Here is a 20650-nt window from a genome sequence, read left to right as displayed (position 1 = left end):
GCCCGCTCGAAATGCAATCCCTTTTCCTTGATGCCGCACAAGTTTTTTGCGGACTTCGCCCCTTGAATTCCGCCTGTCGCGCGGGGGCTTGCCAGCCTGCACACACCGGTGCAGAATGCCTGGATTGCAGCAACTCCTCGCACCCTCCGCGAGCCCGGGCCCAGGCCCTGCAGACCTGCAAATCCCCCCTTCTGCAAGCCGGCACAGTGCCATAATTGCGCCTGTCGTCACTCCGGAGATCGCTCCTTGGAAACCTGCCCTAGTCGGTAGCTTTCGACTCCCGGCATCGGGGGTTGGAAGCCACGCCCCACCCCCCACCCGCCCGATGCCCCAACCAAGAGGGAGTGAGCCATGCTCAACATCTTCACGCTCGCCAACGGCCGGCTCTTCCAGGAAGAGATCGAGTCGCTGGAGGAGCTTTCCAAGTTCCAGCCCATCTGGGTTGACCTCGAATCGCCCACACTCGAAGAGAAGCGCTGGGTCAAGCAGTACTACGGCCTGTCCATCCCGGAAGACGCGATGGACGAGGACATCGAGGAATCCGCCCGCTTCTATGAGGAAGACAACGGCGAACTGCACATTCGCAGCGACTTCCTGATCGCCGACGACGCCGAGCCGCGCACCGTGCGCGTGGCCTTCATCCTCAACCTCGTGAACGCCAGCCTCAAGAGCAAGGGCGTTCTGTTCTCCATCCACGACGAGGACGTGCCGGTGTTCCGCCTGCTGCGCATGCGCGCACGCCGCGCCCCCGGCCTGATCGAGGACGCCAAGGAGGTGCTGCTCAAGCTCTTCGACGCCGACGCCGAGTACTCGGCCGACACGCTCGAAGGCATCTACGACGAGCTGGAAAAAGCCGGCAAGCTGGTGCTCGCTGGCGACGTGACCGACGCCTTGGCCGGTGAGGTGCTGGGCGCCATCGCCCGCCAGGAAGACCTGAACGGCCGCATCCGGCGCAACGTCATGGACACGCGCCGCGCGGTCAGCTTCATGATGCGCAGCAAGATGCTGAATTCCGAGCAGTTCGAGGAGGCGCGCCAGATCCTGCGCGACATCGACTCGCTGGACTCGCACACCGCCTTCCTCTTCGACAAGATCAACTTCCTGATGGATGCGACCGTCGGTTTCATCAACATCAACCAGAACAAGATCATCAAGATCTTCTCGGTGGCCAGCGTCGCCCTGCTGCCGCCCACGCTGATCGCCAGCATCTACGGCATGAACTTCCAGTACATGCCGGAATTGGCGCAGACCTGGGGCTACCCCTTCGCGCTGGTGCTGATGCTGGCCAGCGCACTGGTGCCGATGTGGTACTTCCGCAAGCGGGGCTGGTTGAAGTGATCTCCCCCTGTTGACCGCTCACTGCGTGTAGCGGCCCTCTCCCCCTGAGGGGGACAACGCCAGTGGCCCGGCAAAGCCGGTTCCACGGCGTTCCCCGTATCAATCCCTTCTCGCGTGGCGCCCTTCGCTATCGCTTTGGCACGTTCAAGCCACGCACAAACTCGTCGATGATCGCGAGAGCGTAGCGGCTGGCGACTTCGGTGACGAACTTCGGGAAGTCCACGTGCGCCGTGTCGTCGGCGCGGTCGGAGATGGTGCGCACGGCGGCGAAGGGGATGCCGTAGTCGTGGCAGACCTGGGCCACGGCGGCGCCTTCCATCTCCACGGCCAGGGGCGGGTGACCGGCTGCGCTGAGTGCGGCGTGCAGGGCCCGCGCCTCCTCGGCGGCCGAAACGAAACGGTCGCCGCTGGCGATCAGGCCGTGGTGGACCGTGGCTGGCAAGGCCAGGCTTTCCAGGCCGGCACGGCTTGCTGCCAGCAGCGCGTCGCCCAGGGCGATGTCGCAGGCAAAACGCTCGCGGTCGTAGAGGGGGATCTGGTAGCGTGGGAACAGCGGCGAGGCATCCATGTCGTGCTGCACGAACTCGCTGGCCACCACCACGTCACCCACCTGGACGCCGGGGCCGATGCCGCCGGCCACACCGGTGAAAACCAGGCGCTGCGCGCCGAAGGCCTCGATCAGGGTGGTGGTCGTGGTGGCCGCCGCCACCTTGCCGATGCGCGAAAAGGCGAGCACGACGGGCGTGCCGTGCAACTCACCCAACCAGAATTCGCGCCCGGCGCGCGTCACGCGCCGGGGTTCACGCAACAGATCGATCAGCCCCTGCTGCTCCTCGGCCAGCGCACTCAGGATGGCCGTGGTCATGAGCGATCAGTCTTTACTTTGCGTCTCGCAATTCGCGGCGCAGGATCTTGCCGACCGGGGTCTTGGGCAGGTCGGTGCGGAACTCGATCACCTTGGGCTGCTTGTAGCCGGTCATGTTCTCGCGGCACCAGGCGCGCACCTTCTCCTCGGTGAGGGCCGGGTCCTTCTTCACGATCACGAGCTTGACGGCCTCACCGGTCTGGGCATCGGCCACGCCCACACAGGCGCACTCCAGTACGCCGTCGAGCTTGGCCACCACGTCCTCAACCTCGTTGGGGTAGACGTTGAAACCGCTGACCAGGATCATGTCCTTCTTGCGGTCGACGATGCGGAAGAAACCGCGCTCATCCATGATGCCCACGTCACCGCTCTTGAACCAGCCATCCGGTGTCATGACCTTGGCGGTCTCGTCCGGGCGCTGCCAGTAGCCGGCCATGACCTGGGGACCCTTGATGGCGATCTCGCCGGGCTGGCCCTGGGGCACGTCGCGGCCGTCGTCGTCGATGATCTTCATCCAGGTACCGGGGATCGGCACGCCGATGGTGCCGGTGTATTCGGTCGCCGTCACCGGGTTGCAGCTGGCCGAGGGGCTGGTCTCCGACAGGCCGTAGCCCTCGCAGATCGGGCAGCCGGTCTTCTCGAACCACTTCTGCGCCACCGCACCCTGCACAGCCATGCCGCCGCCGACCGAGACCTTCAGGTTGCTCCAGTCCACCTTGTTGAAGTCGGGGTGGTTGGCCAGGCCATTGAACAGGGTGTTGACCGCCGGGAAGCTGTGGAAGACGTGCTTGGACAGCTCCTTGAGCACGGCAGGCAGGTCGCGCGGGTTGGGGATCAGGATGAGCTTGGCGCCCATGCGCATGGACAGCATCATGCCCACCGTGAAGGCGAAGATGTGGTACAGCGGCAGGGCGCAGATACCCGTGGACTGCTGGCCGGCCGGGATCTTCTTCATGGCCGGCTCGTTCCAGAGTTGAGACTGCAGCACGTTGGCAATGACGTTGCGATGCAGCAGCACCGCGCCCTTGGAGACGCCAGTGGTGCCGCCGGTGTACTGCAGCACGGCCACGTCGTCAGGCTTGATCGCGGGCTGGCGCAGCGTGCCGCGCTCACCCTTGGCGATGGCATCGTTGAAACGCACGGCGCCGGGCAGGTTGAAGGCGGGCACCATCTTCTTGACCTTGCGCACCACGAAATTGACCAGCGCGCCCTTGAGCAGGCCCAGGCGGTCGCCCATGGCGCACAGCACCACGTGCTTGACCGGCGTGGCGGCGATGCACTTCTCCAGCGTGTGGGCGAAGTTCTCGATGATGACGATGGCCTTGGAACCCGAATCCTTGAGCTGGTGCTCCAGTTCGCGCGCCGTGTACAGCGGGTTGACGTTGACCACCACGTAACCGGCGCGCAGGATGGCCGCCACCACCACCGGGTACTGCGGCACATTGGGCATCATGATGGCCACGCGGTCGCCCTGCGCCAGGCCCAGGCCCTGCAGGTAGGCGGCGAAGGCACGACTGAGGCGGTCGGTCTCGCCGAAGCTCATCTCCTTGCCCATGAAGCTGTAGGCCGGGCGGTCGGCGTACTGGCGGAAGCTTTCTTCCATCAAGGCCACCAGCGAGGGGTAGGGCGAGGGCGGCAGATCGGCCGGCACCCCTTCAGGGTAGCTCTTGAGCCAGAGTCGGTCGGTCATGGTCGGATCTCCTAATAATTTTGTGGCGTTGCGGCGAAAAAAAACCGTGCCGGGTATCACCCGGCACGGTCGTGCTTTTTTGGACGGGCAGGAAATTATGCCTCGTCAGGCCTTGAGTGCGCCCAGGACCTCGTCAAGCATCTTCTTGGCATCGCCGAACAGCATGCGGTTGTTCTCTTTGTAGAACAGCGGGTTGTCCACGCCGGCATAACCCGAGGCCATGGAACGCTTCATGACGATGGAGGTCTTGGCCTTCCACACCTCCAGCACCGGCATGCCGGCGATGGGGCTGGCCGGGTCGTCCTGCGCGGCCGGGTTGACGATGTCGTTGGCGCCGATGACCATGGCGACGTCGGTGCCCGGGAAGTCCTCGTTGATCTCGTCCATCTCCATCACGATGTCGTAAGGCACCTTGGCCTCGGCCAGCAGCACGTTCATGTGGCCCGGCATGCGGCCGGCCACCGGGTGGATGGCAAAACGCACCTTGACGCCTTTTTCACGCAGGGTCCTGGTGATCTCGTACACCGTGTGCTGGGCCTGGGCCACCGCCATGCCGTAACCCGGCACGATGATCACGCTCTTGGCATCGCGCAACAGTTCGGCGGTGTCGGCCGCGTTCACGGGCACGACTTCACCTTGCGGCTGGGCCGCCTCACCCGACTTGGCCGGGGTGGAGCCGCCACCGGAGCCGAAGCCCCCCGCGATCACGCTGATGAAATTGCGGTTCATCGCGTTGCACATGATGTAGGACAGGATGGCACCGCTGGAGCCCACCAGCGCGCCGGTGACGATCAGCAGGTCGTTGGACAGCATGAAGCCGGTGGCCGCAGCGGCCCAGCCCGAGTAGCTGTTGAGCATGGACACCACCACCGGCATGTCGGCGCCGCCGATGGCCATCACCATGTGGATGCCGAACAGCAGGGCGATGACCGTCATCACGATCAGCGGCGTCATGCCTTCGGCCACCGTCTTGGCCTGGATGAATTCGCGTCCGAACCAGATCACGATCAGCAGGCCGGCCAGGTTCAGCCAGTGGCGGGCGGGCAGCAGCAGCGGCTTGCCACCGATCTTGCCGTTGAGCTTGCCGAAGGCGATCAGCGAACCGGAGAAGGTGACCGCACCGATCAGGATGCCGATGTAGATCTCCACTTCGTGGATGACCTTTTCGGCGCCGGCGAGCTGGATCGAGGTGTCGACGTAGCTGGCAAAACCGACCAGACAGGCCGCCAGGCCCACCAGGCTGTGCATCAGCGCCACCAGCTCGGGCATCTGCGTCATCTTCACCACGCGGGCGGCGTAGAGACCGATGCTGCCGCCGAGCACCAGCGCAGCGATGATCCAGGGGATGCCGGCTGCGCTGACACGCGGACCGAACACCGTGGCCAGCACGGCCAGGGCCATGCCGACCATGCCGAACAGGTTGCCGCGGCGCGAGGTTTCAGGGTTGGACAGGCCACCCAGGCTCAGGATGAAGAGGATGGCGGCACCGAGGTAGGCCACCGTAGCGAGACTTTGGGACATGGTCGTCTTTCTTCTCTTTTTTATTTGCGGAACATGGCAAGCATGCGGCGGGTGACCGAAAAGCCACCGAACATGTTGACGGCCGTCAGCACGATGCCGGCAAAGGCCAGCCAGCGGATCAGCGCGTCAGGGCGACCGCCCGTGCCGGCCTCCGGCGGCAGGATCTGCACCAGCGCGCCGATGGCAATGATGCTGGAGATGGCGTTGGTCACGCTCATCAGCGGCGTGTGCAGCGCCGGGGTCACGTTCCAGACCACCATGTAGCCGATGAAACAGGCCAGCACGAAGACCGTGAAGTGGCCCAGGAAGGCTGCCGGCGCGTAGGCACCGATGAACCAGAAGGCCAGCGCCGCCACGGCGAAGATGATGGCCAGCGTCTTGGCCGGCAGCGGGGCGCTGCTGCCGTGGCCGTGGCCACCCTTCTTCTCGGCCACCGGTGCAGCGGCCGGCTTCGGCGCGGGCGCTGCTGCCTGCTTGAGCGGCGGGGCCGGCCAGGTGATGTTGCCGTCCTTGACGACCGTCAGGCCGCGGATGGCGTCGTCTTCCATGTTGACGTTGGCCACACCGTCCTTGGCCTTGCACAGTTCCTCGGCAACGCGGAACAGGTTGGTCGCGTACAGGGTCGACGACTGCTTGGCCAGGCGCGAGGCCAGGTCCGTGTAGCCGACGATGGTCACACCGTGTTTCACCACGGCCTGGCCGGGTTCGGTCAGTTCGCAGTTGCCGCCCTGCTCGCCCGCCATGTCGACGATCACGCTGCCCGGTTTCATGGACTTCACCATCTCGGCGGTGATGAGCTTGGGCGCCGGCTTGCCCGGGATCAGGGCGGTGGTGATGATGATGTCGACTTCGCGTGCCTGCTTGGCGTACATCTCGCGCTGCGCCTGCTGGAAGCCTTCGCTCATGACCTTGGCGTAACCGCCGCCGCCCGAGCCCTCTTCTTCGTAATCGACCTTGACGAACTCGCCGCCCAGGGACACGACCTGGTCGGCCACTTCGGCACGGGTGTCATTGGCGCGCACGATGGCACCCAGGCTGGCGGCGGTGCCGATGGCCGCGAGGCCGGCCACGCCGGCGCCGGCGATGAAGACCTTGGCCGGCGGCACCTTGCCCGCGGCCGTGATCTGGCCGTTGAAGAAGCGGCCGAAGGCGTTGGCCGCCTCGATGACGGCACGGTAGCCGCTGACGCCGGCCATGGAGGTCAGGGCGTCCATCTTCTGGGCGCGGCTCAGCGTGCGCGGCAGCGCGTCGATGGCCAGCACCGTCACTTTTTTGGCGGCCAGTTGCTGCATCAGTTCCGGGTTCTGAGCCGGCCAGATGAAGCCGATGAGGGCGCTGCCCTCGCGCAAAAGCGCCACTTCGTCCTTGCTCGGTGCGCGCACCTTGAACACGATGTCAGCAGCCGCCCACAGCGCCGCGGCGCCGTTGATGACTTCAGCGCCGGCCGCGCGATAGGTGTCATCGCTGAAATTGGCGGCGTCACCGGCGCCGGATTCGACGGCCACCGTGAAACCGAGCTTGATGAGCTTTTCCACCACCTCGGGCACCGTCGCCACGCGCTTTTCGCCCGGGAAAATCTCCCGCGGCACGCCGATGCGCTGCGCCGGTTTAGCTGTGCCAGCTTGCATAAATCAACTCCTGAACATGATAGACATGACGGTCAAGCAGGCCCCACCCCAGGGCGCTGTCCGCACATCACGAAAGCTTAACTGAGAAATCCATTCCGCCCAGGAATAAGCGGTATAACGATTTGAGGCCCGATTCATAATGCACGCATATGAATATGCGCTGGAAACCGAGTGTCACCGTGGCCGCCATCATCGAGCGAGAAGGCCGTTTTCTGCTGGTCGAGGAAGAGACCCCCGAAGGCCTGAAACTCAACAACCCGGCGGGTCACCTGGACCCGGGCGAGTCCCCCGCCGAAGGCTGCGCGCGCGAGGCGCTGGAGGAAACCACCCACCGCTTCAGACCCACGCATCTGCTGGGCATCTACCTGTCGCGCTTCCAGCGCCCGCAGCCGGACGGCGGCGTGGAGGACATCACCTACCTGCGTTTTGCCTTTGCCGGCGAGCTGGGCGCGGTGGAACCGGGTCGCCAACTGGACACCGGCATCGTGCGCACGCTCTGGCTCACCCCCGAGGAGATCCGCGCCAGTGTCGCGCGGCATCGCAGCCCCCTGCTCGTGCGCTGCATGGAAGACCACCTGCGCGGCCAGCGTTATCCGCTGGAGTCGGTCTACACCGACACCACGGTGCAGTTGCTGCAGCGCTGACGGGCTGCGGCCCTCAGCTGGGCGGAACTTCGCTTTCCAGCGGCGTGCCCTGCAGATAGGCCCGCAGATTGCGCAGGAACAGTTCGGCGCCGCGCTGGCGGGTGCCCAGGGAGGCCGAGGCGCTGTGCGGTGTCATCAGCACATGGGGCAGGCTCCACAGCGGGGACTCGGGCGGCAGCGGTTCTTTCGCAAACACGTCCAGGTAGGCGCCCAGCAGATGGCCACGCGTGAGCGCCTCGATCAGCGCGGCTTCGTCGACGATCTCGCCGCGGGCGATGTTCACCAGGCCCGCGCCGCGCGGCAGCAGGGCCAGGCGGCGCGCGTCGACCAGGCGGCGCGTCTGCTCGGTGAGCGGGCAGGCCAGCACCAGCCAGTCGCAGCGCGGCAGCAGGCCGTCAAGGGCCTCCAGGCCCAGCACCTCGTCGAAAAACTCGGCCCGCTGCGCCTGCCGGCGCAAGCCGATGGTGCGCACCCCCAAGGCCTGCAGGCCGCGGGCAATCCGCGTGCCGATGTGGCCCACGCCCACGATCACTGCCGTCTGACCGCCCAGGTCATGCGCCAGGTCCTGGTCGCGGATGGGCGCCCACTCGCGCTGCTGCTGCGCCCGCAGCCAGTGCGGGAAGCCGCGCGCAAGCATCAAGAGCCCGGTCAGCGCGTTCAGGGCCACCGGCTCGGCGTTGGTGCCCGCGGCGGTGCTGATGCGGATGCCACGTTGTTTCGAGGGCTGGTAGACCGCATGGTCCAGCCCGGCGGACACCAGCTGCAGCCACTTGAGGCCCGACGCCGCGTCGACCAGGGACCAGAAGGCCTGCCCCTGCGGGCTGCGGTGCTTGGCCGGCGTGCCTTCCCAGATGTCGCGTGAATAAAAGGCCACCTCGATGCTGGCGATCTGCTGCGCCGTGTAGCCAGCGTCCGGCTCGAAGTGCAGCAACTCCAGCCGGCCTGGCGCCGCCGCCAGGATCTCCGCCAGGGCCGCCTGGTATTCGACGGCGATCTGCCGGGAGATCAGGAGGCTGGCGGGCATGCTCAGAGACTGGTGAGGCGCAGGTCCGCGACCTGCAGCCGCTCCATCTGCCAGAGCTGCGCCAGCAACCGGGTCGCCGCCCCGGCGCCGATGACCGGTGAGGCCAGCTCGGTGAACTTGTCGTTGATGTCCGCGTCGCTCAGCGGCGCCTCCGGGTCGCCCTTGCGGCAGGGCGCGTACTGCTCGATCACGCGGCCATCACGCAGGGTGATCACGATGCGCGCGGCGCGCAGGGCCGGGAAACCGGCGCTGAGCTGCGGGTCGGCCACGAGTTGCGTCTTGGCCATCAGCGCGCGGATGCCGGCGTCGGCCAGCCGCTGCGGCTCGAAGGCGTTCAGGCGCACGGCGCCATAGAGCAGGGCATGGGCCACCACATAGGGCAGGCTGAACTTGGCCTCAAAGGCGGTGCGCGGCTCGAAGTTGCCGGTCACGTCCAGTGCGGTCTGGTAGGTGTCGATGCGGATGGACGCGATCTGCGTCGGGTCCACGGTCTGCAGCTGGCGGATGTCCAGCATGGCGTCGATGGCCGCGAAGGTGTGGCCGCAGCAGCCATGGTTCTTCTGCGTGATGACCTGGATGTTGTAGCGCGTGCCCAGGTCCCGCGTGGCCTCGGCCCAGTTCGGGTTGACCGAGAGCGCGGCGCCGAAACCTGCGGCGCCTTCGAGAATATCGAGCGCACCGGTCACGCCATTGGCTGCGCCCTTGCCGGCGGTCACCCCCACCCAGGCCGCGTGGCCCGCGTGCAGGCACTTGGTCATGGCGTCCGAACGGAAGGCCTGCTGCAGGCCAGAGGCAAAGGTCGCCGCGGTCGCCAGCGCATGGCGCATCACGTCCGGGTTGGTCCCGTCCACCAGGGCCGCCGTGGCCGCCGCGCCGCCGAAACAGCCGATGGTGCCGGTGGTGTGGAAAAAGCGGTAGTGCGAGGGCTGCACCGCCACGCCAATGCGTGTGGAGATCTCGTAGCCTATGGTGATGGCCTTGAGCAACTCAGCGCCGCTGCAAGACCGCTCCTCGGCCACGGCCAGGGCCGCGCCGATGGTGGGGCAGCCGGGGTGGTAGACCGCGTCACGGAAGATGTCGTCGAACTCGGCCGCGTGCGAGATGCTGCCGTTGATCCAGGCCGCCGTGGCCGCAAAAGCCGTGGTGCGCTGGCCCGGCAGGCTGGACTTGCCGTGCCCCAGCTCGTCCGCATGGGTGCGCATGAGCTGCGGGCCCGGTGCCAGGGCGATGCCCGGGAACAGGGCCGAGAACCAGTCGATCAGCGCGCGCTTGGCGTGGTGCGTGACCTCGGCGGGCAAGGGGCGGGCCGACTCGCGCTGGGCGTACTCGGCGAGTTGGTCGACGATCATGGTGTTTGCTTATCGCAGCTTCAGTAGCTGATGGTCATCAGCCGTTCTTCGGTCATCTCGCGGATCGCATAGGCCGGGCCTTCCCAGCCGAAGCCGCTGTCCTTGACGCCGCCGAAGGGCATGGCGTCCACACGCGCGCTGGACGCCTCGTTCACGTGCACGCCGCCAAAACGCAGGGCCTTGGCGGCCGTGAAGGCCGTGTGCAGGTCGGCCGTGAACAGGCCCACCGAGAGGCCGAAGGGCTGGGCATTGGCCTGCGCCACGGCTTCATCGATGCCGTCGAACTCGATCACCGACATCACGGGCGCGAAGATCTCCTCGCAGACCACCTTCATCTCGGGTTTCACGCCGGTCAGGATGGTGGGCTGGATCACATTGCCCACGCGCTGGCCGCCGGTCAGCAGGCGCGCGCCGGCCGCCACGGCCTCGTCCACCCAGGACTGCGCGCGCTTGGCATGGTGTTCGCTGATCATGGGGCCGATGATGGTGGCCGCATCGGCCGGGTCGCCGGCCTTCATCTTCTGCGCCGCCGCCACCAGCTTGGGCACGAATTCACCTGCAATACGGCGGTCCACATACAGACGTTGTACCGAGGTGCAGACCTGGCCGGCCTTGCGAAAACCCGCGTTGAGGATCTTGGGAATGGCCAGGGCCTGGTCGGCGTCATGGCAGACGATGGTGCTGGCGATGCTGCCCAGCTCCATCTGCGTGCGGCGCAGGCCGGCGGCGCGCTGGATCTCGCGGCCCACGCGGGTGCTGCCGGTGAAAGCGTAGAAGGCAATGCGTTGGTCGGCGCACAGCTGCGGGCCGACCACGGCGCCGTCGCCGTGCACCAGGGCCAACAGGGTGGGCGGCAGGCCGGCCTCGATCAGGATCTTGCAGAGCTCCACGGCGGTGAGCGGCGTGAACTCCGAGGGCTTGATCACCACGGCATTGCCGCCAGCCAGGGCCGGACCCACCTTATGCATGAGCACGTTAAGCGGCGAATTGAAGGGGGTGATCACGCACACCACCCCGCGCGGCGAGCGCATGGTGAAACCCACGCGGTTCTTCACGCCATCGGCCGCCTGCATGGGCACCATCTCGCCGTTCAGGCGCTTGGCTTCCTCGGCGCACAGCTCGAGGGTCTGCACACAGCGGCGCACCTCGTTGTCGCCGTCGGCACGGGTGAAACCGGCCTCGTGGCGCATCAGCTCGATCAGCGGCTCCAGGCGGCTCTCGACGATGCGCGCCGCGGCCAGCAGGATCTTGTAGCGCTGGTAGGGCGTGAGGGTGGACTGCTGCTGACCCGCCACGGCGCCGGCCACGGCGGCCGTGACCTGTTCGGGCGAGGCCACGGCCATCTCGCCATAGACCTGGCCGTCGTACTTGTCACGCAGGGGCTGGCTGGACACACCGGCCACCCACTGCCCACCGATCAGCAGCTGTTTCATCATGCGGCTCCGGCGTAGGTCTGCTGGTTGCCGCGGGTGTTGACCTTCAGGCCTTCCATGAACTTGTTGCGGATCTTGGCCGCATCGCGCTCGGTCACGCCGGCCGGCGGCGCGTTGTCGGTGCGCGCGCAGATGAAGAGGGGACCGTCGCTCGTGAGCGCAGCCTCGACCAGGGCCTCGAAGTGGGCCTCGTCACGGGCCCAGACGCTCTGCACCAGGCCCGAGCCCTTGCCGATCGCGACCAGGTCCACATGGGTGGCCGTCAGCGTGGGCTGGCCGCCGGTGATCTGGTAGGAACCGTTGTCCCAGACGATCACGACCAGGTTCTTGAGCTTGAGGTTGGCGATGGTGCCCAGGGTGCCCAGCTGCATCAGCAGCGAGCCGTCGCCTTCGAGCGCAAACACCTTGCGCTGCGGCTGGGCCAGGGCCACGCCCACGGCGATGGGCGCAGCCAGGCCCATGGTGCCCAGCATGTAGAAGTTCTGCGGGCGCTGGCCGGCGGCCCAGAGGTCGAAGTGGGTGTGGCCTATACCACCGACCACGGCCTCTTCGTGCTTGAGCTTGGCCACGAGGCGACGGGTCAGGTCGGAGCGGTTCATGACCTTGGCCGTTTCGCGGGCCACGGGGTTGAGGAGTTGAGCTTGCATGTATTCCTCTCAGTTCTTCTTCACGCGCGCGGTCAGCAGCGGCGACAGGATCATGGCAGCCGCCGCCTGGGTAGCGTAAGCCTGTTTGATCATGCGGTCGGCGATGAACTCGACATCGTCCTGGCGCTCGATGGCGTAGTTCTCGATGTTGAGCGAATTCAGGATAGGGCGCATGGTGCGGCAGACGATGACCTGGCCCAGCTGGAAGTCGCCCAGGGTGCCGCGCTCCGAGATCAGCATCAGCAGGGGGATCTGGTAGGGCACGGTCAGCGAAGCCAGGGCGTTGGGCAGGGTGGCAAAACCGCTGGTCTGCATCAGCACGATGCCGCGCAGGCCACCCATATAGGCACCGGTCACGATGCCCACGGCCTCTTCCTCGCGCGCCGGGCAGACCACGGTGAAGTAGTCGTCGGCATGCAGGCGCTTGATCAGCGGGGCCAGCACCTTGTCGGGCACATAGGTGATGAGCTTGATCTCGTTCGCCTTGAAGACACGGACGAGGGTCTCGTCCCAGGTTTCGCCGGTCGGGCCGGTCGTCTCTTGCACCATGGCAATACTCTCCTGTTTATTTCAGATTACAGCCGATGCACCGCCGTGGCAATGCATCGTGAATTTTTGGCGCCGAGCTCTTACTCGTCACCCACCTTGAGCTTGCTCGGCAGGCGTTTTTCGATGGCCCACTTGAGCAGGGCCGCGCTGCGGAAGAAACCGTGCGCGAACTTGCCATAGGGCAGCGTGAGGAACAGGGCCATCACGAAGCCCAGGTGCAAGGCCAGCGTGGCCGGCATGAACGCCGTGCCGCGCGCACCCCACAGGCCCAGGCCGGTCAGGCTGGTGAAAAACAGCAGGGCGATGAAACCGCGGTCCATGGGTTTTTGCGCGGCATCACCGTGCTGCGGGTGGCGCCGCAGGTTGAGCCAGTACAGCCCCGCCGTGCCGATCAGTAGCAGCACGCCACCCACGGCACCCAGGATCTTGGGCAGGCTGGGCAGGTCATAGGGCGCAACCCAGCCGAAGAGGTAGTGGTAAAGCGTGGCCACGCTGGTGGCGGCAAAACACAGCATGAAGCCGTAGAAGGTGGCGTGGTGGAAGACACGGCGCTTTTTCGTCCAGGCATCGTCCTCGTTGTGGCAGCCCTCGCCGTGGCCGCCGTCCAGGTACTTCAGGCGCAGCACGTCGTGCGTGGCTTCCAGCGCCGCACCGCCCTGCACGGCCGCAATGACCGGGGCCTCGTAGTCGCGGCCCGGCGTCACCTCGCGCCAGAAACGGCGCAATCCCAAAGACAGGGCCAGCACGGCCAACAGGAAAACCGGGGCGAACAGGCTCACCAGCAGGTTGTGCGGGAAGATGCCGTAGAAGTCCGCCGAGGCCGGCACGCGCCACAGGGTGTCCTTGAGCCACAGGGTCAGCATCATGAAAAAGGCCAGGGCCCCCGCCGTTGCCAGGGAGAGCGTGAGACCGTTGCGCTGGTAGAGCTGGCCCAGCGCGGACGGCCAGGCAAAGTCCGTGTAGGTCTGCAGCCGAACCTTGGCCATGGCCTGCGGCACATTGACCGCAAACTCGTGCGGCGGCGCGTACTGGCAGGCGTGCAGGCAGGCGCCGCAGTTGTGGCAGAGGTTGGCCAGGTAGTGCACGTCGGCGGCATTGAAGGACAGGCGGCGGGTCATGGCCGGGAAGACGGCGCAGAAGCCCTCGCAATAACGGCAGGCATTGCAGATCTGCAACTGGCGCGCCACTTCGGCTTCCGGGCTGCCGGGCAGGACTTCACCGTTGGCCAGGGCCCGTGCCTCGCGGGTCAAAGTCTCAAGCTGCTGCACGTTGCTTCTCCGTATCCTTGATGTTCAGGGCAGCCTGTGCCGCCTCGGTGCCGGCAATGCGGCCGAAGGCCGTGCCGATGGACATGCCCACACCGGCCGTGTAGCCCTTGCCCAGCACATTGCCGGCCATCATCTCGCCGGCCACGTAGAGGTTGTCGCTGGGCTGGCCGCCGAAATGCACGGCGGCCCGGTCGTCGACCTTGAGCCCGAGGTAGGTGAAGGTGATGCCCGGGCGCAGCGCGTAGCCGTAGAACGGCCCGGTGTCGATGGGCAGGGCCCAGTGGGTCTTGGCGGGGGTGATGCCTTCGGTGTGGCAGTCGTCCAGCGCCGTGTGGTCGAAGGTGCCGACGCGGCAGGCCGCGTTGTAGGCGTTCATCGTCTGCATGAAGGTGGCTTCGTCCAGGCCCAGCTTGCGTGCCAGTTCGGGCAGGCTGTCGGCCTGGATGCCCGGGAACACCGGCGGCATGAAACGGCCCACGGCCTTGCTGTCGATGATGGAGTAGCCGATCTGCCCAGGCTGCTGCGCCACCAGCCGGCCCCAGATCGCGTAACGCTTGGGCCAGAAGTCCTCGCCCTCGTCGTAGAAACGCTGGGCATGCTTGTTGACCACCACCCCGAGCGAGACGCAGTCCAGCCGCGTGCAGATGCCGCCGTCATATTCCGGCGCGCGTGCGTCGATGGCCACGCAGTGCGATTGCGAGGGGTCGCCGATCATGTCGGCGCCGTGTTTCATCATGTCCTTGATCAGCACGCCCTGGTTGAAACGCGTGCCGCGGATCAGGAAGTTGTCGGCCGGCCATTCACCGTCGGCGTTCTGGCCCCAGGCCTCGCGCAGCCAGGCGCGGTTGGATTCGAAACCGCCGGCAGCCAGCACACAGGCCTTGGCCTCAATGCGCTCATCGCCGATGTAGGCCGCCTTGAATTGCCCGTCCTGGATGTCCAGGCGATCCACGGCTGCGTTGTAGCGGATCTGTACGCCGAGTTTCTCCGCGCTGCGGTAGTAGGCGTTGACCAGGGCCTTGCCCCCGCCCATGAAAAAGGCGTTGGTGCGCGACAGGCTCAGGGTGCCCGACAGCGAGGGCTGGAAACGCACACCGTGCTTGATCATCCAGGGCCGGCAGGTGGAGGAAGCGCGGATGGTCAGGCGGGCCAGGTGCTCGTTGGTGAGGCCGCCGGTGACCTTGAGCAGGTCCTGCCAGAACTCTTCTTCGGGGTAGGCTTCCTGCAGCACGTCCTGCGGCGCATCGTGCATGCAGCGCAGGTTGCGCGTGTGGATGGAATTGCCGCCGCGCCACTCTTTGGGCGCGGACTCCAGCAGCATCACGCTGGCACCCGCCTCACGGGCCATCAGGGCGGCGCACAGGGCGGCATTGCCGCCACCGATCACCAGGACGTCCAGACTCATACGTACAACTCCAACCCTCTTCGGGAAAACTCATGCGCCGCCCCCGGGCCCCTGCAGGCCGGAGAGCGGTGCGCTCAGCCTGTTCCGTTCAGAACTGGTACTTGCGCAGGCCGCCGTCGACCGGGATCACCGCGCCCGTGATGTAGCCGGCGCGCGGCGAGGCCAGGAAGGTCACCAGATTGGCCAGCTCTTCGGGCTCACCGTAGCGGCCCACCGGGATCTCGTTCTCGCACTGCCACTTCTGGAACTCGGGCGAGTAGTTGCGCATGATCTGCTCGGAGATGATGCGCCCGGGCGGCACGCAGTTCACCGTGATGCCGTGCTGGCCCACCATGCGCGAGAGGCCCTTGGCCCAGCTGTGGATGCCGGCCTTGGCGCAGAAGGCGCCGTTGATGTGCTCGGGCTCGCTCTTGCCCGTGATGCAGACGATGCGGCCCCACTTGCGTTCGATCATCTGGTCGATCAGGGCGTCGCCCAGCTGGCGCGGACGGTGGAAATTCAGCGTGATGGCTTCCTGCCACTGCTCTTCGCTCACGTGCAGGTCCTTGAAGCTGCGCGAACCACCGGCGTTGTTGACCAGGATGTCCACGTGCCCCAGGCCCTGGATGGCGGCCCGGGCCAGATTTTTCGCGGCGTCCTCGGCATACATGTCCTGCTCGATCAGCACCGGGGCGTGGCCGCCAGCGGCCACGATCTCGGCGGCGACTTCACGCAGCTTGTCCACGCGGCGCGCCGTGATGGCCAGACGCACGCCTTCGGCGGCCAGGGTCTTGGCGATGCCACGGCCGATGCCTGCGCTGGCGCCGGTGACCAGCGCCGTCTTGTCCTTGAGTTGCAAATCCATGATCTGTGCCTTGCTGAGAAGATAAGCATGCACTGTATACGTTGTGCCCCGCCCCGGCGAGGGGTCGGGGCACAAGGGGGTATCACAGATTGTGATGGCTAGGATGGCTGCCGGTCGGGCGTGCCGGATTGGGCCGCCAGGCGGCCCGCGCGCCGGCCCGAGACAAAGGCCCAGGCCAGGTGGTGGCCATGGCCCTTGAGCAGCAGGCCGCCCTGGCCGGTGGAACCCGCAGCGTACAGTCCACTCACGGGCTGGCCGTCGGCACCCAGCACGCGGTGCTGGTGGTCCACCATCAGGCCGCCCTCGCTGTGCACGAAGACCGAACGCACCGGGCCCAGCGCCACGTAGGGCCCTGCACCCAGGGGGCGCACCGGGGCCGCCGCCACGCTGCTCGCCAGCACCGTCGCGTCCATGCCGAGCTTGCGCGCCAGTTCGGGCAGCGTCGGCGCCTCGGCGTAGACGTCGGGCCGGTTCTGGCGGTAGTCGGGGATGTAGGCATAGGCGATGCCCGGCGCGGTGGACACGAAGTGCGGCCAGGCCGAGAACTGCTGCGCCAGTGCGGCATCGATCACGATGTAGCCCACCTTGCCGGGCTGGTCGGGCAGGCGCCAGGCCGGTTTGTCAAGTTCGTTGCCGAAACGCTCGCCGCGCTGGTTGACCAGGATGGCCCCCTGCTCGAACAACGTGGTCGAGGGCGCCAGCGCCGTGGTCAGGAACTTCATCATGAAGGGCCGCAGGATGGCCTGGGGCAGGTGGTCCAGCGACCACTGCATGAAGACCGCCAGCCAGCGCCAGGGCGGCAGGCGCCGCACGAAGGTCTCGGTGGCCGGGGCGATGAAACGGATCTCGGGGCCCAGGGCCAGGTCGCCGTTGACGATGCGCGCGCCCAGGGTCTCGCCCAGGCGCTGGCCGTCGCCGGTGGCCGTGAGGTTCACACCCTCCACCTTGGCCTCCTGCGGGCCCATGAAACGAGCCTTGAACTCGGGGCCGTTGGTGAAGTCGCCCGCGGCCAGCACCACACCGCCGCGCGCCATGTAGCGCTTCAGGCCGCTGTCACCCTCGGCATCGACGCCGGTCACGCGCCCGCCCTCCTGCAGCAGCGCCGTGACGCGCAGGCCGGTGCGGATCTCCACGCCAACGCGGCGCGCACGCCGGCCCAGGTGGTAGATGAAGGCGCGTGAATTGGGCAGCACGTTGTGCATGCGCGGCTGGCGGTGCGGCGGCTCGGGCATGGGGCCCATGAAACGCACGCCGGAGTCGAGCAGCCACTGGAAGGTGGCGGGGATCTCGTTGCAGAGGATGCGGCGCAGCTCGGGGTTGTCGCGGGCATCGAGCTCACCCGCAAACCCCGGCATGTCGGCCCAGTGGTCCGCGGGGCTGTCGACGATGCCGCGCTTTTTCTGATGCGGCGTGCCGCTGGACGTCACCGAACCGATGGACCAGGCCGTGGAGCCGCCCAGGGCCGGGTTCTTCTCCAGCAGCAGCACGCTGCGCCCGCTCTCGCGCGCCTCGATGGCCGCGGCCAAGCCGGCGCCGCCGCCGCCGACCACCACCACGTCGTAAGTCCGTTCTTCTCTCTGCATGCCCGGGCGCTTAATCCAACTTGATGTTGGCCGCGTTGATCACCGCCGTCCACTTGCTCGTCTCGGCCTCGTTGCGCTTTTGCGCATCGGCCGGTGTGCCGCCCAGGGCCATGATGCCCAGGCCGTCCCAGCGCTGCACCAGGTCCTTGTCCTTGAGCACGACGTTGAGCTCGGCATTGAGCTTGCTGACGATGGCCGCCGGCGTACCGCTGGCCACCGAGAGGGTGTACCAGGGCACCGAGGAGTAACCGGGCACACCGGCTTCGGCCACGGTGGGCACATCGGGCAGGCTGGGGCTGCGGCTGGTGCCGGTCACGGCCAGGGCACGCACCTTGCCGCTCTTGAGCTGCGGATGGGCCGTGCCCAGGCTCTCGAACAGCATGTCGATCTGGCCGCCCAGCAGGTCGGCCATGGCCGGCGCGCCACCGCGGTAGGGCACGTGCACGTAGTCCACCTTGCTCATGTAACGAAACAGCTCGGCCGCCATGTGCATGGCCGAACCATTGCCGGCCGAACCGTAGGTCAGCTTGCCGGGCTGGGCCCGGGCCAGCGCCAACAGCTCCTGCACCGACTTGGCCGGCAGGTCCTGCTTGACGATCAGGATGCTGGGCGCTTCGGCCAGCAGGATCACCGGCTTGAGCTCCTTCATGGGGTCGTAACGCAGCTTGGGGTACAGGGCCACCGCGCCGTTGTGCGCAATCGTGGCCAGCACCAGGGTGTAGCCGTCGGCCGGGCCCTTGGCCACCTGCTCGGCGCCCGTGTGGCCGCCGGCACCCGGCTTGTTCTCCACCACCACGGGCTGGCCCAGGCGCGGGCCCAGCTTCTCGGCCACGCCGCGGGCCAGCAGGTCGGCCGGACCACCGGCCGCATAGGGCACGACGATCTTGACCGGCCGGGAGGGAAAGACGTCCTGGGCCTGGGCACAGAGACTGGCGGCCAGCAGGCCGGTCACCAGCAGCGGATGGATCAGTTGCTTCAGCATGTTGGTCTCCTGGGGTCAGTCGAGTTGAATCCTGGCCGCTTCGATCACGCGGGTCCACTTCTCGGTTTCGCTCTTGAAAAACGCCGTCGCCTCGGCCGGGCTGTTAGGTGTGTAGTTCATGCCCAGCTTGTCGTAGCGCGCCACCACCTCGGGGCTGGCCAGCACACGCTGCACGTCCTGGTTGAGCTTGGCCACCAGCGCGGCCGGCATGCTGGCCGGTGCGGCCAGCGAGAACCACGAGGTGCCGCTGTAACCGGGCACACCGGCTTCGGCGATGGTGGGCACCTCCGGCAGGCGCGGGTCGCGCTTCGAACCGGTCACGGCCAGCACACGCAGCTTGCCGCTTTGCACGTGCGGCATGCCGGAGGACATGTTGTCGAACATCACGTCGACCTGGCCGGCGATCAGGTCGATCAGGGCCGGACCGCTGCCTCGGTAGGGCACGTGGTTCATGCGCTGGCCGATGGCCAGCTGGAACAGCTCGGTGACCATGTGCACCGAGGAGCCGGCGCCGGCCGTGGCGTAGTTGATCCTGCCGGCATTCGCTTTCGCATCGGCCAGGAAGTCGGCAAAGGTCTTGTACCTGGAGTTCGCAGGCACCACCACGATATTGGGCGACTCGCCAATGATCAGCACGGGCCGCAGCTCCTCGGCCGGCTTGTAGGTCAGCTTGCTGTAGCTGGCGTAGGCAGCATGGATGCCGATGGTGCCCACCATCAGGGTGTAGCCGTCGCCGGGCGCCTTGGCCACGATCTGCGCACCCAGGTGGCCGCTGGCGCCGGGCTTGTTGTCGACGATCACGTTCTGGCCGTACTGGGTGCTCAGGCGCTCCCCGATGATGCGCGCCAGGATGTCGACCGCGCCGCCCGGCGCGAAGGGCGCCACGAGACGGATCGGCTTGTTTGGGTAGTCCTGCGCGACAGCACCGCCGGCCAGCGTGGCCAGCAGCAGTCCGCCCAGGACCTGCTTCAGGAAGTTGCGTTTCATTTTTTGCTCCTCAGTTGTTCCAAGGTGATGACGGGGCGCTGCTCGTAGGGCAGGTTCCACTGCGCGAAATTGCCTCGGTCCACGATCTGCACGGGCAGTTCCACCGAAGCCGGCACCGTCTCACCACGCAGGTGGCGCGCCGCGCATTCGGCCGCCAGATAGGCCATCTGCATGGCGTTGAAATCGGCCGTGGCCAGCATGCGGCCCGCGGCGATGGCCTCGATGGCCTGGGGAATGGCGTTCACACCGACCACGGCCGCGGTCTTCCCCGCGGCGTCCAATGCATCGAGCACGCCGATGGCCATGATGTCGTTGGCCACCAGCACCGCATCGGGTTCCGGGTTGTCGCGCAGCCAGGCCGCCGTGCGGTCCCGTGCGGTCTCGCGCACGTAGTCACCCGCGATCTGGCCGACCAGCACGATGCCGGGCAGGGCGCACGCGGCGTCGCGGAAACCGCGCAGACGCTCCTGGCTGGTGTAGGACTCCTCGGGGCCCGTCACCACGAGCACCCGGCCCTTGCCTTGCAGATGTCTGAACAGGTAGCTGGCGATCGCCTGCGCCAGCTGCTCATCGTCCGAGCTGACGTAACTCACCATGGGCGCGGCCGCGATCGGGTTGACGAAGCCGATCATGGGGATGCCAGCGGCCACCACCTGGCCGATCGCCGCATCCACCCTGCTCGCATGGACGGGCGAAAACACGAAGGCATCGGGTCGCGGATTCAATGCCAGAGCCTGCTCGATCAGCGCGCTCTGCTCCACCGGGTCGTCACCCTTTTGGGGAACGAAGTGCAGCACCTCGTCGCCGAAGACCGCGGCCGCACGCTCCGCGCCCAGGCGCGCTGCGCCGTAGGCCGGGTTCGTAAAGTTCTTGGTGAAGACCGCGAGGCGCAT

Annotated in this window: 18 protein-coding genes; 2 read left to right on the top strand and 16 right to left on the bottom strand. The window is 66.9% G+C overall.

Annotated elements, in window-relative coordinates; genetic code table 11:
- Window positions 1–351 precede the first annotated feature (351 nt).
- Complete coding sequence (gene corA, locus AO057_RS04340) at window positions 352–1338, top strand: magnesium/cobalt transporter CorA (RefSeq protein ID WP_057674483.1); 987 nt, start codon at window positions 352–354, stop codon at window positions 1336–1338.
- Window positions 1339–1465: 127 nt separating this feature from the next.
- Here the strand turns inward: corA and AO057_RS04335 are convergent, their stop codons facing one another.
- The 4 genes from AO057_RS04335 to AO057_RS04320 all read right to left on the bottom strand — a co-directional run bounded on the left by AO057_RS04335 (window position 1466) and on the right by AO057_RS04320 (window position 7042).
- On the bottom strand, window positions 1466–2203 hold the full coding sequence (locus AO057_RS04335) for a 5'-methylthioadenosine/adenosylhomocysteine nucleosidase (protein ID WP_057674482.1): 738 nt from the start codon (window positions 2201–2203) through the stop codon (window positions 1466–1468).
- Window positions 2204–2216: 13 nt separating this feature from the next.
- Window positions 2217–3893, bottom strand: coding sequence for a long-chain-fatty-acid--CoA ligase (locus AO057_RS04330; RefSeq protein WP_057674481.1), 1677 nt, complete (start codon window positions 3891–3893; stop codon window positions 2217–2219).
- Between the two features lie 105 nt (window positions 3894–3998).
- Window positions 3999–5414 carry a Re/Si-specific NAD(P)(+) transhydrogenase subunit beta gene (pntB, locus tag AO057_RS04325; protein WP_057674480.1) on the bottom strand — a complete coding sequence of 472 codons (1416 nt, stop codon included), beginning with the start codon at window positions 5412–5414 and terminating at the stop codon, window positions 3999–4001.
- Window positions 5415–5434: 20 nt separating this feature from the next.
- The gene (locus AO057_RS04320) at window positions 5435–7042 is read right to left on the bottom strand and encodes a Re/Si-specific NAD(P)(+) transhydrogenase subunit alpha (protein ID WP_057674479.1); all 1608 of its coding nucleotides are present in this window, start codon (window positions 7040–7042) and stop codon (window positions 5435–5437) included.
- A 149-nt stretch (window positions 7043–7191) separates the two neighbouring features.
- Here AO057_RS04320 and AO057_RS04315 point away from each other — a divergent pair, with 149 nt between their 5' ends.
- Entirely contained in the window at window positions 7192–7686 is a 495-nt protein-coding gene (locus tag AO057_RS04315; protein ID WP_057674478.1) for an NUDIX hydrolase, read from the top strand.
- Window positions 7687–7699: 13 nt separating this feature from the next.
- On the opposite strand, the gene AO057_RS04310 is transcribed toward AO057_RS04315, so the two are convergent.
- From AO057_RS04310 to AO057_RS04255, 12 genes are all read right to left on the bottom strand, one after another.
- Window positions 7700–8710: a D-2-hydroxyacid dehydrogenase gene (locus AO057_RS04310; protein ID WP_057674477.1), complete on the bottom strand. Its 1011-nt coding sequence runs from the start codon at window positions 8708–8710 to the stop codon at window positions 7700–7702.
- Window positions 8711–8712: 2 nt separating this feature from the next.
- Window positions 8713–10059, bottom strand: coding sequence for an MmgE/PrpD family protein (locus tag AO057_RS04305; RefSeq protein ID WP_057674476.1), 1347 nt, complete (start codon window positions 10057–10059; stop codon window positions 8713–8715).
- 20 nt (window positions 10060–10079) lie between these two features.
- Window positions 10080–11492 carry an aldehyde dehydrogenase family protein gene (locus AO057_RS04300; protein ID WP_057674475.1) on the bottom strand — a complete coding sequence of 471 codons (1413 nt, stop codon included), beginning with the start codon at window positions 11490–11492 and terminating at the stop codon, window positions 10080–10082.
- Window positions 11492–12139: a thiamine pyrophosphate-dependent enzyme gene (locus tag AO057_RS04295; RefSeq protein WP_057674474.1), complete on the bottom strand. Its 648-nt coding sequence runs from the start codon at window positions 12137–12139 to the stop codon at window positions 11492–11494. Before AO057_RS04295 ends, AO057_RS04300 begins: the two co-directional genes overlap by 1 nt.
- A gap of 9 nt (window positions 12140–12148) precedes the next feature.
- On the bottom strand, window positions 12149–12688 hold the full coding sequence (locus tag AO057_RS04290; RefSeq protein WP_057674473.1) for a decarboxylase: 540 nt from the start codon (window positions 12686–12688) through the stop codon (window positions 12149–12151).
- A gap of 80 nt (window positions 12689–12768) precedes the next feature.
- Window positions 12769–13956: a tricarballylate utilization 4Fe-4S protein TcuB gene (gene tcuB, locus AO057_RS04285; RefSeq protein WP_057674472.1), complete on the bottom strand. Its 1188-nt coding sequence runs from the start codon at window positions 13954–13956 to the stop codon at window positions 12769–12771.
- Window positions 13943–15361, bottom strand: coding sequence for an FAD-dependent tricarballylate dehydrogenase TcuA (gene tcuA / locus AO057_RS04280; RefSeq protein WP_057674471.1), 1419 nt, complete (start codon window positions 15359–15361; stop codon window positions 13943–13945). Before tcuA ends, tcuB begins: the two co-directional genes overlap by 14 nt.
- A gap of 88 nt (window positions 15362–15449) precedes the next feature.
- Window positions 15450–16205 (bottom strand): SDR family NAD(P)-dependent oxidoreductase, encoded by a 756-nt coding sequence (locus tag AO057_RS04275; RefSeq protein ID WP_057674470.1) that lies wholly within the window; start codon window positions 16203–16205, stop codon window positions 15450–15452.
- A gap of 98 nt (window positions 16206–16303) precedes the next feature.
- Complete coding sequence (locus tag AO057_RS04270; RefSeq protein WP_057674469.1) at window positions 16304–17788, bottom strand: FAD-dependent oxidoreductase; 1485 nt, start codon at window positions 17786–17788, stop codon at window positions 16304–16306.
- A 10-nt stretch (window positions 17789–17798) separates the two neighbouring features.
- Entirely contained in the window at window positions 17799–18770 is a 972-nt protein-coding gene (locus tag AO057_RS04265) for a Bug family tripartite tricarboxylate transporter substrate binding protein (RefSeq protein WP_057674468.1), read from the bottom strand.
- 15 nt (window positions 18771–18785) lie between these two features.
- Window positions 18786–19757: a Bug family tripartite tricarboxylate transporter substrate binding protein gene (locus AO057_RS04260; RefSeq protein ID WP_057674467.1), complete on the bottom strand. Its 972-nt coding sequence runs from the start codon at window positions 19755–19757 to the stop codon at window positions 18786–18788.
- Window positions 19754–20650, bottom strand: a complete 897-nt coding sequence (locus AO057_RS04255) for a sugar ABC transporter substrate-binding protein (RefSeq protein WP_057674466.1) — start codon at window positions 20648–20650, stop codon at window positions 19754–19756. The genes AO057_RS04260 and AO057_RS04255 overlap by 4 nt, the downstream gene beginning before the upstream one ends.

Source organism: Curvibacter sp. PAE-UM (assembly GCF_001432305.1).
Lineage (GTDB): Bacteria > Pseudomonadota > Gammaproteobacteria > Burkholderiales > Burkholderiaceae_C > Hylemonella.
This window is presented reverse-complemented; position numbering and strand designations above follow the sequence as displayed.

What these genes read in the sequence shown, in the direction of transcription:
- corA (WP_057674483.1), top strand. Translation starts at nt 352, where the DNA reads ATGCTCAACATCTTCACGCTCGCCAACGGCCGGCTCTTCCAGGAAGAG.
- AO057_RS04335 (WP_057674482.1), bottom strand. Translation starts at nt 2,203, where the DNA reads ATGACCACGGCCATCCTGAGTGCGCTGGCCGAGGAGCAGCAGGGGCTG.
- AO057_RS04330 (WP_057674481.1), bottom strand. Translation starts at nt 3,893, where the DNA reads ATGACCGACCGACTCTGGCTCAAGAGCTACCCTGAAGGGGTGCCGGCC.
- pntB (WP_057674480.1), bottom strand. Translation starts at nt 5,414, where the DNA reads ATGTCCCAAAGTCTCGCTACGGTGGCCTACCTCGGTGCCGCCATCCTC.
- AO057_RS04320 (WP_057674479.1), bottom strand. Translation starts at nt 7,042, where the DNA reads ATGCAAGCTGGCACAGCTAAACCGGCGCAGCGCATCGGCGTGCCGCGG.
- AO057_RS04315 (WP_057674478.1), top strand. Translation starts at nt 7,192, where the DNA reads ATGAATATGCGCTGGAAACCGAGTGTCACCGTGGCCGCCATCATCGAG.
- AO057_RS04310 (WP_057674477.1), bottom strand. Translation starts at nt 8,710, where the DNA reads ATGCCCGCCAGCCTCCTGATCTCCCGGCAGATCGCCGTCGAATACCAG.
- AO057_RS04305 (WP_057674476.1), bottom strand. Translation starts at nt 10,059, where the DNA reads ATGATCGTCGACCAACTCGCCGAGTACGCCCAGCGCGAGTCGGCCCGC.
- AO057_RS04300 (WP_057674475.1), bottom strand. Translation starts at nt 11,492, where the DNA reads ATGAAACAGCTGCTGATCGGTGGGCAGTGGGTGGCCGGTGTGTCCAGC.
- AO057_RS04295 (WP_057674474.1), bottom strand. Translation starts at nt 12,139, where the DNA reads ATGCAAGCTCAACTCCTCAACCCCGTGGCCCGCGAAACGGCCAAGGTC.
- AO057_RS04290 (WP_057674473.1), bottom strand. Translation starts at nt 12,688, where the DNA reads ATGGTGCAAGAGACGACCGGCCCGACCGGCGAAACCTGGGACGAGACC.
- tcuA (WP_057674471.1), bottom strand. Translation starts at nt 15,361, where the DNA reads ATGAGTCTGGACGTCCTGGTGATCGGTGGCGGCAATGCCGCCCTGTGC.
- AO057_RS04275 (WP_057674470.1), bottom strand. Translation starts at nt 16,205, where the DNA reads ATGGATTTGCAACTCAAGGACAAGACGGCGCTGGTCACCGGCGCCAGC.
- AO057_RS04270 (WP_057674469.1), bottom strand. Translation starts at nt 17,788, where the DNA reads ATGCAGAGAGAAGAACGGACTTACGACGTGGTGGTGGTCGGCGGCGGC.
- AO057_RS04265 (WP_057674468.1), bottom strand. Translation starts at nt 18,770, where the DNA reads ATGCTGAAGCAACTGATCCATCCGCTGCTGGTGACCGGCCTGCTGGCC.
- AO057_RS04260 (WP_057674467.1), bottom strand. Translation starts at nt 19,757, where the DNA reads ATGAAACGCAACTTCCTGAAGCAGGTCCTGGGCGGACTGCTGCTGGCC.
- AO057_RS04255 (WP_057674466.1), bottom strand. Translation starts at nt 20,650, where the DNA reads ATGCGCCTCGCGGTCTTCACCAAGAACTTTACGAACCCGGCCTACGGC.